Annotated in this window: 15 protein-coding genes; 11 read left to right on the top strand and 4 right to left on the bottom strand. The window is 59.2% G+C overall.

Annotation, left to right across the window (positions count from 1 at the left end; translation table 11 throughout):
* Positions 1–90 precede the first annotated feature (90 nt).
* On the bottom strand, positions 91–963 hold the full coding sequence (locus AC2CGI_RS07880; RefSeq protein ID WP_004939498.1) for an oxygenase MpaB family protein: 873 nt from the start codon (positions 961–963) through the stop codon (positions 91–93).
* Positions 964–1,205: 242 nt separating this feature from the next.
* Here AC2CGI_RS07880 and AC2CGI_RS07875 point away from each other — a divergent pair, with 242 nt between their 5' ends.
* From AC2CGI_RS07875 to AC2CGI_RS07860, 4 genes are all read left to right on the top strand, one after another.
* Positions 1,206–1,649 carry an acetyltransferase gene (locus AC2CGI_RS07875; RefSeq protein WP_004939500.1) on the top strand — a complete coding sequence of 148 codons (444 nt, stop codon included), beginning with the start codon at positions 1,206–1,208 and terminating at the stop codon, positions 1,647–1,649.
* Between the two features lie 401 nt (positions 1,650–2,050).
* Positions 2,051–3,076: a methionine ABC transporter ATP-binding protein gene (locus tag AC2CGI_RS07870; protein ID WP_015377087.1), complete on the top strand. Its 1,026-nt coding sequence runs from the start codon at positions 2,051–2,053 to the stop codon at positions 3,074–3,076.
* Positions 3,069–3,737, top strand: a complete 669-nt coding sequence (locus tag AC2CGI_RS07865; protein ID WP_004939505.1) for a methionine ABC transporter permease — start codon at positions 3,069–3,071, stop codon at positions 3,735–3,737. Before AC2CGI_RS07870 ends, AC2CGI_RS07865 begins: the two co-directional genes overlap by 8 nt.
* A gap of 19 nt (positions 3,738–3,756) precedes the next feature.
* Positions 3,757–4,575, top strand: coding sequence for a MetQ/NlpA family ABC transporter substrate-binding protein (locus tag AC2CGI_RS07860; RefSeq protein ID WP_004939506.1), 819 nt, complete (start codon positions 3,757–3,759; stop codon positions 4,573–4,575).
* Between the two features lie 35 nt (positions 4,576–4,610).
* Here AC2CGI_RS07860 and AC2CGI_RS07855 read toward each other — a convergent pair whose 3' ends face one another.
* Entirely contained in the window at positions 4,611–5,255 is a 645-nt protein-coding gene (locus tag AC2CGI_RS07855) for a TetR/AcrR family transcriptional regulator (RefSeq protein ID WP_004939509.1), read from the bottom strand.
* A gap of 175 nt (positions 5,256–5,430) precedes the next feature.
* Between AC2CGI_RS07855 and bhsA (AC2CGI_RS07850) the strand changes: the two genes are divergently transcribed.
* The 3 genes from bhsA (AC2CGI_RS07850) to dapF all read left to right on the top strand — a co-directional run bounded on the left by bhsA (AC2CGI_RS07850) (position 5,431) and on the right by dapF (position 7,128).
* Positions 5,431–5,688, top strand: coding sequence for a multiple stress resistance protein BhsA (gene bhsA / locus AC2CGI_RS07850; RefSeq protein ID WP_015377085.1), 258 nt, complete (start codon positions 5,431–5,433; stop codon positions 5,686–5,688).
* Positions 5,689–5,881: 193 nt separating this feature from the next.
* Positions 5,882–6,139 (top strand): multiple stress resistance protein BhsA, encoded by a 258-nt coding sequence (gene bhsA / locus AC2CGI_RS07845; protein WP_004939517.1) that lies wholly within the window; start codon positions 5,882–5,884, stop codon positions 6,137–6,139.
* 113 nt (positions 6,140–6,252) lie between these two features.
* Complete coding sequence (gene dapF, locus AC2CGI_RS07840) at positions 6,253–7,128, top strand: diaminopimelate epimerase (RefSeq protein WP_015377084.1); 876 nt, start codon at positions 6,253–6,255, stop codon at positions 7,126–7,128.
* Here dapF and AC2CGI_RS07835 read toward each other — a convergent pair.
* Positions 7,103–8,401, bottom strand: coding sequence for an SLC13 family permease (locus AC2CGI_RS07835; protein ID WP_021503959.1), 1,299 nt, complete (start codon positions 8,399–8,401; stop codon positions 7,103–7,105). The two genes, dapF and AC2CGI_RS07835, sit on opposite strands and share 26 nt — an antisense overlap.
* An 84-nt stretch (positions 8,402–8,485) precedes the next feature.
* The gene (locus AC2CGI_RS07830; protein WP_041922195.1) at positions 8,486–9,391 is read right to left on the bottom strand and encodes a bifunctional helix-turn-helix transcriptional regulator/GNAT family N-acetyltransferase; all 906 of its coding nucleotides are present in this window, start codon (positions 9,389–9,391) and stop codon (positions 8,486–8,488) included.
* Positions 9,392–9,872: 481 nt separating this feature from the next.
* On the opposite strand from AC2CGI_RS07830, the gene AC2CGI_RS07825 reads away from it, so the two are divergent.
* The 4 genes from AC2CGI_RS07825 to amyA all read left to right on the top strand — a co-directional run bounded on the left by AC2CGI_RS07825 (position 9,873) and on the right by amyA (position 13,175).
* The gene (locus tag AC2CGI_RS07825) at positions 9,873–10,544 is read left to right on the top strand and encodes a CsgG/HfaB family protein (protein ID WP_074054781.1); all 672 of its coding nucleotides are present in this window, start codon (positions 9,873–9,875) and stop codon (positions 10,542–10,544) included.
* A gap of 18 nt (positions 10,545–10,562) precedes the next feature.
* Positions 10,563–10,919: a DUF4810 domain-containing protein gene (locus AC2CGI_RS07820; RefSeq protein WP_060421091.1), complete on the top strand. Its 357-nt coding sequence runs from the start codon at positions 10,563–10,565 to the stop codon at positions 10,917–10,919.
* Entirely contained in the window at positions 10,916–11,572 is a 657-nt protein-coding gene (locus tag AC2CGI_RS07815; protein ID WP_074054782.1) for a DUF799 domain-containing protein, read from the top strand. Before AC2CGI_RS07820 ends, AC2CGI_RS07815 begins: the two co-directional genes overlap by 4 nt.
* A gap of 112 nt (positions 11,573–11,684) precedes the next feature.
* A complete protein-coding gene (amyA, locus tag AC2CGI_RS07810; protein ID WP_076740445.1) occupies positions 11,685–13,175 on the top strand; it encodes an alpha-amylase in 1,491 nt (496 codons plus the stop codon).
* Positions 13,176–13,211: the final 36 nt, after the last annotated feature.

Genomic DNA, 13,211 nt, shown 5'->3' with positions numbered 1-13,211 from the left:
GTAAAACGCATTACTGGCCGGATCACCCGTAAAAGTCTCAAAAACGGCCGTAAACGAAGATAAACAAAGGCTAATTATAGCGGCTGCGGCTCATGATGGCTGAGTGATGCGCCGCACCGCACGCTGATAGGAACCGTTGCGCATCGACGCGCCCAGCACCTTGCCCAAACCGGCGGCGCCCGTTCGCACCAGCCGCCGCCGCAGCGCACCCGGATGAAAACCGAACTGCCGCTGCGCCCAATCGGGTAACAGATCGATGCCCGCCTGCATCACCACCCCGCCGAGGGGGCGCGCCAATGCGCTCGGCGCCGGCGCCTTCAGCAGAATGCGCGCCACCTCTTGCGTGCGTTCATCACACACCAGCTGCGGCCGCATCGCCTGCAGGTATTCTTCGACCTCCGCGCAGGACTGAGGAATTGCCGTCGCCCCCAGCGCGGCGGCCACGCGCGCCGCTTCACGATAGTATTGATCCTGCAAATCGCGGGAAAGGTGCGGGTTGCGGTAGCGCAGGTGGCTGGCCAGAAAACGGCTGCTCTCCGCCACGTGCACCCAGGTCAGCAGCGCCGGATCGCTGGCGGCATAAGGCGTGCCGTCGCTGCCGACGCCGGTCACCCGCAGATGGATGGCTTTGACTTTGGCGATCAGCCGCTGCGCCTCGGCGGTCGGGCCGAAGGTGGTGACCGAAACGAACTGGCTGGTGCGGCGCAGGCGGCCGATCATATCTTCGCGAAAATTGGAGTGATCCCACACCCCAGCCAGCGCCAGCGGGTGCAGCATTTGCAGCAGCAAGGCGCTGACGCCGCCGCACAGCATCGGGGTGAAGTCGCGATGTACCTGCCAGATGACAGACTGCGGGCCGAACAAGCCCGGATCGCCCGGCGGGTTCTCAAAATCAACGCCGCCGAGCGCCAGCCCGGTCAGGCTGAGCACCTGTTTTTCTATCGCTGCGCGTACCGCTTCCATCCTGCCGCCCTCTTGCTGGTTCAGCGGCCAGTGTATCACGCGACGAACGCCTCATTGCGCCCTGCGGCGGTTGAAAGCATTAACTTGCTGAATTACAGTTGTTATACCGCTTGCGAGAAGGCGGGCCTATTCGATCCACTGCAGAGGCGCTTTGCAGGGCGTTAACCCACGTTAATTCGGCACTAACCCCACAAAACCTCTATCTAGTTTCTTTTCCTTCAACTTAGATAGCAGAGAGTTCGATGATTACCATCAGAGCACGCGCGGCGGAAGACAACGCGCAATTGGCAGATATCTGGCTGCGTTCGGTGCGCGCCACCCACCATTTTTTAACCGAAGACAACATCGCGCAGCTGTTCCCGCTGGTGCTGAACGACTACCTGCCGGCGGTCAACGTTTGGGTGGCCGAAGACCGACCGGGGCATCCCTGCGGCTTTATCGGCCTGAACGGCAACAAGGTGGAGATGCTGTTTATCGACGCCGATCAGCGCGGCCAAGGCGTGGGCAAAGCGCTGTTGACCCACGCGGAAACGCTGCACGACGAGCTGCAGCTGGACGTGAACGAGCAAAATCCGCAGGCCAGCGGCTTCTACCGCCACTACGGGTTTGTCATCACCGGCCGCTCGCCGCTCGACGGCCAGGGCAACCCGTTTCCGCTGCTGCACATGAAGCTGGACAAACGCTAGCCCTCCGCCGGCCGCCCTGCGGCCGGTCAGTCTATTGACAAAGAGGGGAAAAAGCGTGGTTTTTCCCCTCTTTGTGGTGATCAGCCGAAAATCAATAAATTGATTTTCCTTGTTTTTTATTCGGTGCTCTCTGCCAACCCGGCAAGGGTATAAGGTTTGTCATCAATCTCGCCGGCCGCCCTGCGGCCGGTTTTCTTCCCCCGCCTCCCCCGCCGCCTTATATATCAAATCAGAATAAGTAATAGATTTTACATTCTTCCTGTCACTATCAACCCTCGGTAGGATTGCCCGGTATTCACCCGCAACAGAGGTTCCGTCAGCCGAAAAGCCGAACGATCTCTGTCCGGCGCACCGCGCTCTGGACGGAATGCTGTGATGTATCGATAAGGATCCGCTTCGCTATGATCGTTCTTTCGAACGTTTGCAAAACTTTTGACAGCACACAGGGCCGCGTCGTAGCGGTAGACAACGTCAGCCTGGCGGTAGAGGCCGGGCAAATTTACGGCATCATCGGCTACAGCGGCGCCGGCAAAAGCACCCTCATCCGCCTGCTCAACGGCCTGGAAACGCCCACCAGCGGCCGCATCGACGTCGGCGGCTTCGATATCGCCCGCGCCAAAGGCAGCCATCTGCGCCAGGCGCGGCTGAAAATCAGCATGGTGTTTCAGCACTTCAATCTGCTGTGGTCGCGCACCGTCAGCCAGAACATCGCGTTTTCCATGCAGATCGCCGGCGTGCCCAAGGCGCAGATTGCGCCGCGCGTGGCGGAACTGATCGCGCTGGTCGGCCTGCAGGGGCGCGAAAACGCCTACCCGTCGCAGCTCAGCGGCGGCCAAAAGCAGCGCGTCGGCATCGCCCGCGCGCTGGCCAATAACCCGAGCGTGCTGCTGTGCGACGAGGCCACCTCGGCGCTCGATCCGCAGACCACCGACGCCATTCTCGACCTGCTGTTGGACATCAACCGTCAGCTGAAATTGACCATCGTGCTGATCACCCACGAGATGCACGTGGTGCGCAAAATCTGCCACCGCGTGGCGGTGATGGAAAACGGCCGCATCGTCGAAGAAGGCCCGGTGCTCGACGTGTTCACCCGGCCGCAGCAGCCGATCACCCGGCAGTTCGTCAAACAGGTGTCGCAGTATGCGGACACCGAAGAGAGCTTCAACCCGCAGCTCACCGCCCACCTGCCGGGGGCGATTTTCAAGTTGACCTTCGTCGGCGTGCAAACCCATCAGGCGGTGATTTCTGAAGTGATCCGGCGCTACGCCCTGACCATCAACATTCTGCACGGCAAGATCAGCCACACCCTCAACGGTTCGTTCGGCGAACTGTACATCCACGCCGAAGGCAACGAACAACAAGTCGCCGACATGCTCAAGTTGCTGAACGAAAGAGACATCGCCGTCGAGGTTATCCAACATGATTGAATCCCTGTTCCCCCACCTGCGTCTGGACCAACTGTGGGACGCCACCTGGGAAACGCTGTACATGACCGGCATCGCCGGTTTGGCCACGCTGGTGCTGGGCATCGTGCTCGGCGTGCTGCTGTTTTTAACCTCGAAGGGCCAGCTGTTGCAGAACCGGGCGGTCTACTCGCTGATCTCCGTGTTGGTCAACGTCTTCCGCTCCATTCCGTTCATCATTCTGATCGTGCTGCTGATCCCGTTCACCAAGTCGCTTATCGGCACCATTCTCGGCGCAGATGCGGCCCTGCCGGCGCTGATCGTCGGCGCGGCGCCGTTCTATGCCCGGCTGGTGGAGATCGCGCTGCGCGAGGTCGACAAAGGAGTGATCGAAGCGGCGCGCTCGATGGGCGCCAAAAACCGCACCCTGATTTTCCGCGTATTGCTGCCGGAAAGCTCGCCGGCGCTGGTTTCCGGCATCACCGTCACCCTGATCGCGCTGGTGAGCTACACCGCGATGGCCGGGGTGATCGGCGCCGGCGGCCTGGGCAACCTGGCCTATCTGGAAGGCTTCCAACGCAACCACAGTGACGTGACGCTGGTGGCGACGCTGACGATCCTGCTGATCGTTTTCGTCATTCAGTTCATTGGCGACACCCTGACAAGAACGCTCGATAAACGTTAATTAACCAAGGAAAACGATGATGAAAAAGCACCTACTGATGTTGGCTTTCGCCTCCGTCGCCACTCTGGCTTCTTTTGGCGCCGCCGCGGCGACCAAGCTGGTGGTCGGCGCCTCCAACGTGCCGCACGCCGAGATCCTCGAACAGGCTAAACCGATACTGGCAAAAGAAGGCATCGATCTGCAGATCAAGCGCTTCCAGGACTACATCCTGCCGAACACTGCGCTGGCCAGCCATGACATTGACGCCAACTATTTCCAGCACGTGCCTTACCTGAACTCGGTGCTGAAAGACCACGCCGACGACAAGAGCTACGACTTCGTCAGCGCCGGCGCGATCCATATTGAGCCTATCGGTATCTACTCGAAGAAGTACAAGAGCCTGAAAGATCTGCCGGAAAACGGCAAAATCATCATGCGCGACGCGGTGGCGGAAGAAGGCCGCATCCTGTCTATTTTTGAACGGGAAGGCGTGATCAAGCTGAAGCCGGGGGTGAGCAAAGTGGACGCGCGCATCACCGACGTGGTGGAAAACCCGAAACACCTGAAGTTCCAGGCCAACGTTGAGGGCGCGCTGCTGCCACAGATGTATAACAACAACGAAGGCGACGCGGTGGTGATCAACGCCAACTACGCCATCGACGCCGGGCTGAATCCGACCAAGGATCCGATCGCGGTCGAAAGCGGCGAAAACAACCCGTACGCCAACATCATCACCGTGCACAAAGCCGACGTGAACAAGCCGGAGATCGTGGCGCTGGTCAAAGTGCTGCACTCAAAACCGATTCAGGACTTTATTCGCGAGAAGTACCAGGGCGCGGTGATCCCGGTCAATCAGTAATGGGTTAAACGGCCCGGTAAAAGCCGGGCCGGTTGTCACACCTTATTGCCAATCTGGCTGAGCCGCGGCCACACCAGCATCAACGCCTCCAGCAACCGCAGCAGATCGCTGCGGCTTGCCCCTTCGCGCGCCTGCACCGACATGCCTTCAATGGTGCAAATGACGTATTTCGCCAGCAGCGCGGTGTCGGTCTTCGCCAGCAGTTCCCCCTGCTGCACCTTGCGATCGAAACAGGCTTTCAGCGCCGCTTCCTGGGCATGATGTTTTTTGCGCAGCATCTGGGCGACGTCGTCGGACGCGGACGACAGCGCGGCGGAGGCGCACACCATAAAACAACCTGACGGCGTATCGGGATCGGTAAACACTTCGACGGAAGAACGCACGTAGGCCTCGACGATCTCGGCTACCGGCAACGCCTGTTCCAACAGTTGGTTGGTGCAGGTGGTGTATTTTTGCAGATAGCGTTCCACCGCCGCGCGGAACATCCCTTCCTTGTTGCCGAATTCCGCATACAGCGTTGGCGCTTTGGCGCCGGTCACTTCCACCAGATCGGCCAGCGAGGTGGCTTCATAGCCGTGCCGCCAGAACAGATCGAGCGCGCTTTCCAGCGCCCGGTCGCGATCAAATTGTTTCGGCCTGCCACGGCTCTTTTTGCCGCAGACCTCTTCATTGATGCTCATCATTCTCTCCTGTCCCGCTCCACAGCAGGGTTAGCACAAATAACTTAACGATCATTATAAAAAAATATTGCGCCCTCGTCGAGAACCGATTAGCATTTAGTTATCGATCGTTAAGATAATTTAGCGAAGCGGATTAAACCCCTCTATTCACCGTTATCGGAAAGGAATTAACATTATGAAAAACTTAAAATTAACCTTAGCAGCCCTCACTCTGGCCAGCATTTCCTTCGGCAGCTTCGCCGCTGATTTGGTCCAGAACCAACCGGCTGACCAGCAGAAAGTGGGCGTCATTACCGTCAGCGGCGCATCCGATCTGACCTCGCTGGAAAGCAGCCTGGCCGCCAAAGCCGATCAGGCCGGTGCAAAATCCTTCCGTATCATCGGCGCCGGCGGTAACAACCAGCTGCACGGGACCGCAGAAATCTATCAATAACAATAAATTAAACCAACGGATCGCGATAAGTTGTGCTCCCGACGCCAGGGCGTCAAAAAAAATTAATTAACGAGCATTAAAAAAATACTTGCAATCCGTCAAACCGGCATCTAACATTAAATTATCGATCGTTAATTAATTTAACGACCTTACAAAACAAACATCGTAAAGAACAAAGATAGGAAATAAGACCATGAAAAACCTGAAAATGACCATCGCCGCCATCGCACTGGCTTCCGTCTCCTTCGGCAGCTTCGCCGCCGAACTGGTTAACGCACAACCCGCCGACCTGCAAAAAGCCGGCGTCGTCACCGTCAGCGGCGCGTCCGACCTGAGCAGCCTGGAAAACAAACTGGCGGCCAAAGCCGATGCGGCGGGCGCAAAATCCTTCCAGATCATCGCCACCACCGGTGACAATAAACTGCACGGCACCGCGATCATCTACAATTAATGGCCGGATCGGCAATCGTGCAAAAGGGCGGCTCAGGCCGCCTTTTGCTTGCTTTAACGCCAACGTTCTGTTGTAAGCTGTAGCGACCTTTTTCCGCTGAGCCGAGCAACGCCATGACTCCCCTGCTGTTCCACAAATATCACGGTCTGGGCAACGACTACCTGGTATGCCACCGTTCGGTCGCCGATCGGCTGAGCCATGAACAGATCCGCCTGCTGTGCCACCCGCATTACGGCATCGGTTCCGACGGCCTGCTGATCGACAGCGGCGACGCCGTCAATCCCACCCTGCGCATCATCAACCCGGACGGTTCCGAAGCGGAGAAGAGCGGCAACGGCCTGCGTATCTACGCGCGCTATCTGTTTGACAGCGGCCGCGTGGGCCATCAACCGTTTTTGGTGCACACCGCCGGCGGCGACGTGCGCTGCCAGGTGGCGCAAGACGCGCATCAGATAACGGTGGAAATGGGGCGCGCCAATTTCAGCCCGGCGGCGCTGCCGGCGTTGATCGATCTGCCGGAGGCGCTGAACTATCCGCTGCCCCTGAGGGAGGAGACGTTAAGCGTTTCGCTGGTGTCGATGGGCAACCCGCACTGCGTGGTGCCGGTGGAAAAACTGGATCTGGCGCAGGTGCATCGGCTCGGACCGCAGATTGAACGCCATCCGCTGTTCCCGAAACGCACCAATGTACAACTGGTGGAAGTGGTCGATCGCCAGACGCTGCGCATCGGCATCTGGGAGCGCGGCGCCGGTTTTACCCTCGCCTCCGGCAGCAGCAGCTGCGCCGCCGCCAGCGTGATGCGCAAGTTGGGACGAGTCGGCGATCGGGTTAGCGTGCGGATGCCGGGCGGCGAGCTGCAGATCGCCTTCAGCGGCGATTTTCAGGTCAGCATGCGCGGACCGGTGCATAAAATCGCCACTCTGACGCTGGACGAAGATTGTTTTGCCGGCGGCGCAGGGCTGTTTACGGGATCCACCCCAGCAGTCTGAACCACAGATAATCCAACGGCACCAGCAGCGCAAAGCTGAGCGCGGCCAACAGCAGGCATAGCTTCAGCCCCTCACGCGCCGGCACTTTGCCCATCCCCATCGCCACCACGATCGGCGCAGCCTGATACGGCAGCAGCGGCGTGGCATAGCCGATCACCTGAGTCATCAGCACCGTCAGCAGCGGTAAACCGCTGCCCGCCGACAGCGCCTCCGCCAGCGGGGTAAACAGCGCCGGTACGCCATTGGCGGTCACCACGAAATTCAGCAACGCGGTGATCCCCACCAGCGAACCGAACGCAGCGAACGGTTTGTCATGCAGATCCGGCATCATCGCCAGCAGCGCACCGCCCAACCGATCGCCGAGCCCCGAGTGGCTGACCAATGCGGTCAGCCCCAGGATCCCCGCCACGTAGATACAGGTGCGCACGTTAACCCCGACGGCGAACTGCTCGCCGTTGAGAAACCCGATACGCGGCAACAGGCAGAAACACGCTGCCGCCAACCCCACCCAGGCGGGAGCGATGCCGTGCCAGCTGTCGGTCATCCACAACAGCACCGTGGCGCCCAACAGCGCGATCAGCCGCCATTCGGCGGCGCTGAGCGGGGTTTGCGCCGCCTCGGCCGCCACCGGCTGCGGCCGCGCACGGAACAGGCCGCAGATGCACAGCGTCAGCAGCGCGCCTTTGGCGATCCCGAGCACCGGGGCGTGCAACAGCAGGTAAGAAAGATAAGCGAAATGGCTGCCATAGGCGCTTTCCGCCGCGCCGCTCATCACCAGATTGGGCACGTTGGCCGGCAGGATGCTGGCGGAGAGCTGGAAGGTGCCGAACCCCACCGCCAGCGCCAAACCGATGCGGCCGCGCGAGCCTTCCGCCAGACCGGCGCGATTGGCCAACGCCATGACGATCGGCATCAGCAGCGTAATCCGCCCCATATTGGAAGGCATGACAAACGCCAGCGCGTAGCTTATCGCCACCACGCCGCCCACCAGCCGGGGCCAGGAACCGGCCAGATGCGGCAAGAGTCGGTTGGCCAGGCGATCCGCCAAACCGGTGCTGCGGATGGCGGAGCCCAGCACGAAACCGCTGAGCACCAGCCAGAATGCGGAAGACGCGAAACCGGAAAAGGTCACCGCGGCGGGCGCCAGCTGCAAGACCATCACCGCCGTAAAGAACAGCAGCGCGACCACATACTCCGGCAAGCGGGCGCTGGCCCATAGCGCGATGACCACCAGCGTGACCAGCGCGGGCAGCGCCATCGGATCCCCCAACATAGTTTCCTCCCTGATAAAACGTTGTGATTGTTATCAAACGGTTAACAGGGTGACACAAGGCGCGGGCGCTAACCTTGAAACCGCTCACATATCGTCGCTCTGGAGATTTTTCAGCATGCATACGTTGCAGCCGTGGTGGCCGGTATTGCCGCGCCGTTCCGTCAACAGCGTGAACCCCAGCGCATAGTACAACCCGATTGCCTCTTTCAACTGTTCGGTGGTTTCCAGGTAGCAGTAGCGATACCCCGCCGCCCGCGCCGCCTTCAGCGCCTGCACCACCATATGGCGCGCCATGCCCAGCCCGCGCGCGCCGGGTTTGAAAAACAGTTTTTGCAGCTCGCAATAGCCGGGCTCTTCGCCGGCCAGCGGCGCCATGCCGACGCCCCCCACCACCTGTCCGTCCCGCTCCAGCACCCAGTAGTGGCCGCCGTTGTCGCGATACAGACCGGTCAGCCGATCGAGATCCGGATCGTGCAGACTGACCCCTTCCATTTTGTCCATGCCGTACTCGCGAAACACGTCGCGAATGATCGCCGCCATCGCCGCATCGTCGCGCTCGGCGATCGGCCGCACCCGCAGATTGGCGTCGCGCTGTTTGCGCGCGCTGCGCAGCGCCGCGGTCATCTTTTTCATCGCCGCAGTGGTGCTCGCCAGCTCATCGTCGTCCAACTGCGCCAGCGCCGCCTGCATAAAACCGTCGGCGTCGCTCTCGATGCCGGCCAGCGTCTTGCCGCCCTGTTTACTCAGCCGATGCAGGTTGTGCCGCTTGTCATCAGGATGATCCACCGTTTCTATCACGCCGGCGGCCACCAGGCTGCGCAGCGCCCGGCTGGCGCTGGCCTTGTCGATGCAAAGCCGGGCCGCCAGTTCGGTGACGCCCAGCGGCTGCTCGCTGACTTCGATCATCAGATGGATCTGCAGCGGCGAAAAGCGCGAGCCGTTGCTCTGCTTGTTCAACATGCCGAATTCTCTGACCAAATTGCGCGCCAATGCTCTGAAATCCCTGATGTTCACAATTGATATCCCCGATTCTCTACCGATGAAAAATAACACTTGGTTGATAGTGTTACCTAATTTTCACTACCTTACCGGATCATCAAGCCGCCATGAACCCCGGAATAACACAGGAGCTGATGCAAAACGTAACATTAATCAATACAACAAACTGGTTAGTTAAAATATTTCAGGATTAATAGCCATGTATTTACGATTAAAAAGACAATAACCCAGACAAAAAATACACAATCGTGAAAAACGCTGTAATGAAGAGAGAAAATCGATACTAATTCATTGCATTCCAACAGGTTACAACAATGTTAATAGCGGCATTAATGCCGATATCTTGTTGTAATTTGTTACATATTCATGGCAGGATCGCGGCGTTTCTATAACGACGACAACGCTCGTTATATCAACGTCGGGCGCGGGTTGCTCCCGCGCTGTTTTATGCTCATGGAGAGATTGCATGCCAATGAAAAAATCACTCGCCGTCTGTTCCGTCGCCCTTTCCGTCACTTTGCTGGCGGGCTGTGCGACCGAATCCTCTCGCACTTTGGAAGTGCCAAAAGTAGCTTCCTACAACACCACTTATCAGGGCCCACGCAGCCCTATCGCCGTCGGTAAATTCGACAACCGCTCCAGCTACATGAACGGCATCTTCTCCGATGGCGTCGATCGACTGGGCAATCAGTCCAAGACTATCCTGATCACGCATTTGCAGCAGACTGGCCGTTTCAACGTGCTGGATCGCGCCAACATGGAAGAGCTGAAAACTGAAGCCGGCATTAAAGGGAAGGCACAAACGCTGAAAGGCGCCAATTATGTGATTACCGGCGATGTCACCGAATTCGGCCGTAAAGAAGTCGGCGATCATCAGCTGTGGGGGATTTTGGGCCGTGGTAAATCACAGGTCGCTTACGCCAAAGTCAATCTGAACGTCGTAAACGTACAGACCTCAGAAGTCGTCTTTTCCTCTCAGGGCGCCGGTGAATACGAACTGTCCAATCGCGAAATCATCGGTTTCGGGGGCACCGCCAGCTACGACTCCACCCTTAACGGCAAGGTGTTGGACCTGGCCGTGCGTGAAGCCGTCAATAACCTGGTCACCGGTATCCAAAACGGCGCATGGCGCCCTGCTAACTAACGGAATAGAAGCAGAAAGATGATAACTAAAAAAATGGGCGGGGCGCTGTTTGCAGCGACCCTGCTGGCCGGCTGCGCCGCGCCGAAAACGCTTTACAATTGGGATGGCTACCAAACTTCTCTCTATCAATACTACCAGCAGGAGGGGCAAAGCCCTGAGCAGCAGATCGCCACGCTGAAAGAGATCGTCGAGAAATCCCGCGCCAAGGATAAAGCCGTACCACCAGGTCTGCATGCGCAACTGGGGCTGCTGTACAGCAAAACCGGCAACGACGGACAAGCAATGAGTGAATTCAACACGGAAAAAACGCTGTTCCCGGAATCGGCGCCGTTTATGAATTTTCTGATGGCCAGGGATAAGGGGAGTTTTAAATGAAGCGTGTACTCACTTTACTCGGCGTTGCCGCCACCCTGTTGCTAAGCGGCTGTGCCAAGCAGACGCCTTATGATTATGCGGCGTTCCATGAGAGCAAACCGAAGTCGATCCTGGTCTTGCCGCCGGTTAACCAGTCGCCGGATATCAAAGCCAGCCACAGCGTACTCGCCAGCGCCACCCTGCCGTTAGCCGAGGCCGGTTACTATGTGCTGCCGGTCGCCGTGGTGGAAGAAACCTTCCTGCAAAACGGTCTAACCAACGCCAACGACATTCGCGCCGTCAGTCCGAAAAAACTGCACCAGATTTTCGGCGCCGACACCGTGCTGTACCTGGATGTCACGCAATACGGCACCAGCTACATGGTGATTAGCAGCGAAACCCGCGTTACCGTCGCCGCTCGTCTGGTCGATTTGCGCAACGGTAAACAGTTATGGGCCGGCACCGCCACCGCATCCAGCAACGAAGGCAACAACAACTCCGGCGGCCTACTGGGCATGGTGATCAGCGCCGCGATTTCACAAATCGCCGATACCATCAGCGACAAAGGATTTGATGTTGGCGCCATCGCCAACACTCGTCTGTTATCGGCGACAGGTCAGAACGGCGCCATTCTTTATGGCCCACGTTCACCTCATTACGCCAACCAGCGTTAAGCAGTCTCTCGGGCGGCCTTCTCGGGCCGCCTATGCCAAACTTGTCCCTTTTGCCAAAAGTAGCCCATGCTTTAACTGCTTCTCTCCTTCTGGCTAACCGGGACGCTGGCTCATGACGAAAAAAACCACCCTGCTGCAATTCTTCCACTGGTACTACCCCGACGGCGGCAAACTGTGGCAGGAGGCCGCCGAGCGCGCCCCGCACCTGGCCGAACTGGGCATCACCGCTCTGTGGCTGCCGCCCGCCTGCAAGGGCGCTTCCGGCGGCTACTCCGTCGGCTACGATACTTACGATCTGTTCGATCTGGGCGAGTTTGACCAGAAAGGCAGCGTGGCGACCAAATACGGCGACAAGGCGGCGCTGGAACATGCCGCCAATACGCTGCGCGAACACGGCGTGGGCGTGCTTTACGATGTGGTGTTCAACCACAAGCTCGGCGCGGACGAGAAAGAACGGGTGCACGTGTTCAAGGTGGACGCCAACAACCGCAACGACATTGACGATCAGGGCTTCGACGCGCTGGCCTACACCCGCTTCACCTTCCCCGGCCGCCAGGGCGTGCATTCCGAATTTATCTGGGATTACAAATGCTTCAGCGGCGTCGACTATGTTGAGCAGCCGGACGACAAAGGAGTGTTCAAAATCGCCAACGATTATGGCGACGACGGCTGGAACGATCAGGTCGACGACGAGAAAGGCAACTACGACTATCTGATGGGCGCCGACGTGGAGTTCCGCAATACCGCCGTGACGGAGGAGCTCAAATACTGGGCGCGCTGGCTGTTGGAAACCTTGCCGTGCGACGGCTTCCGCCTCGACGCTGCCAAACACATTCCCGCCTGGTTCTTCAAAGAGTGGGCGGATCACGTGCGCGGCAGCGCGCAACGCGACCTGTTTATCGTTGCCGAATACTGGTCGCACGATCTCAGCGCGCTGCAACAATACATCGAGTTGGTGGACGGCAAGGTGATGCTGTTCGACGTGGCGCTGCACCTGAAGTTTCATCAGGCGTCGAAGCAAGGCGACGGCTTCGACATGGCGCAGATCTTCACCGATACCCTGACCGCCGCCGATCCGGCCCACGCGGTGACGCTGGTCGCCAACCACGATACCCAGCCGCTGCAATCGCTGGAAGCGCCGGTGGAACCCTGGTTCAAACCGCTGGCCTACGCGCTGATCCTGCTGCGCGAACAGGGCGTGCCCTGCGTGTTTTACCCCGACCTGTATGGCGCCAGCTACCGCGACAAGGGGCGCGACGGCGGTGAATACCAGATCGACATGCCGGCGATCCCGGAGCTGGAGAAGCTGATCGCCGCGCGCCAGCGCTTCGCCAACGGCCCGCAAACCGACTACTTCGACGACAGCCACTGCGTGGCCTTCAGCCGCGCCGGCACTGCCGAGGCTCCCGGCTGCGTGGTGGTGCTGACCAACGGCGGCGAGAGCGGCAAGACGGTTACGCTCGGCGCCGATCTCGCGCACACCGCCTGGCGCGATTTCCTCGGCAACCGCCCGGAGGAAATCACCGCCGACGACCAGGGCAGCGCCCATTTCCCGGTTAACGCCGGCAGCGTCAGCGTCTGGGTGCCGGCCGCCAGCCTCTGATCGCCCGCCGCCGCGTAATGATGACGCGGCGGCAAA

The sequence above is a fragment of the Serratia sp. LSHTC3 genome (assembly GCF_057197125.1).
Note: the sequence above shows the minus strand (reverse complement) of the source record. Positions and strands in the feature narration are given on the sequence as shown.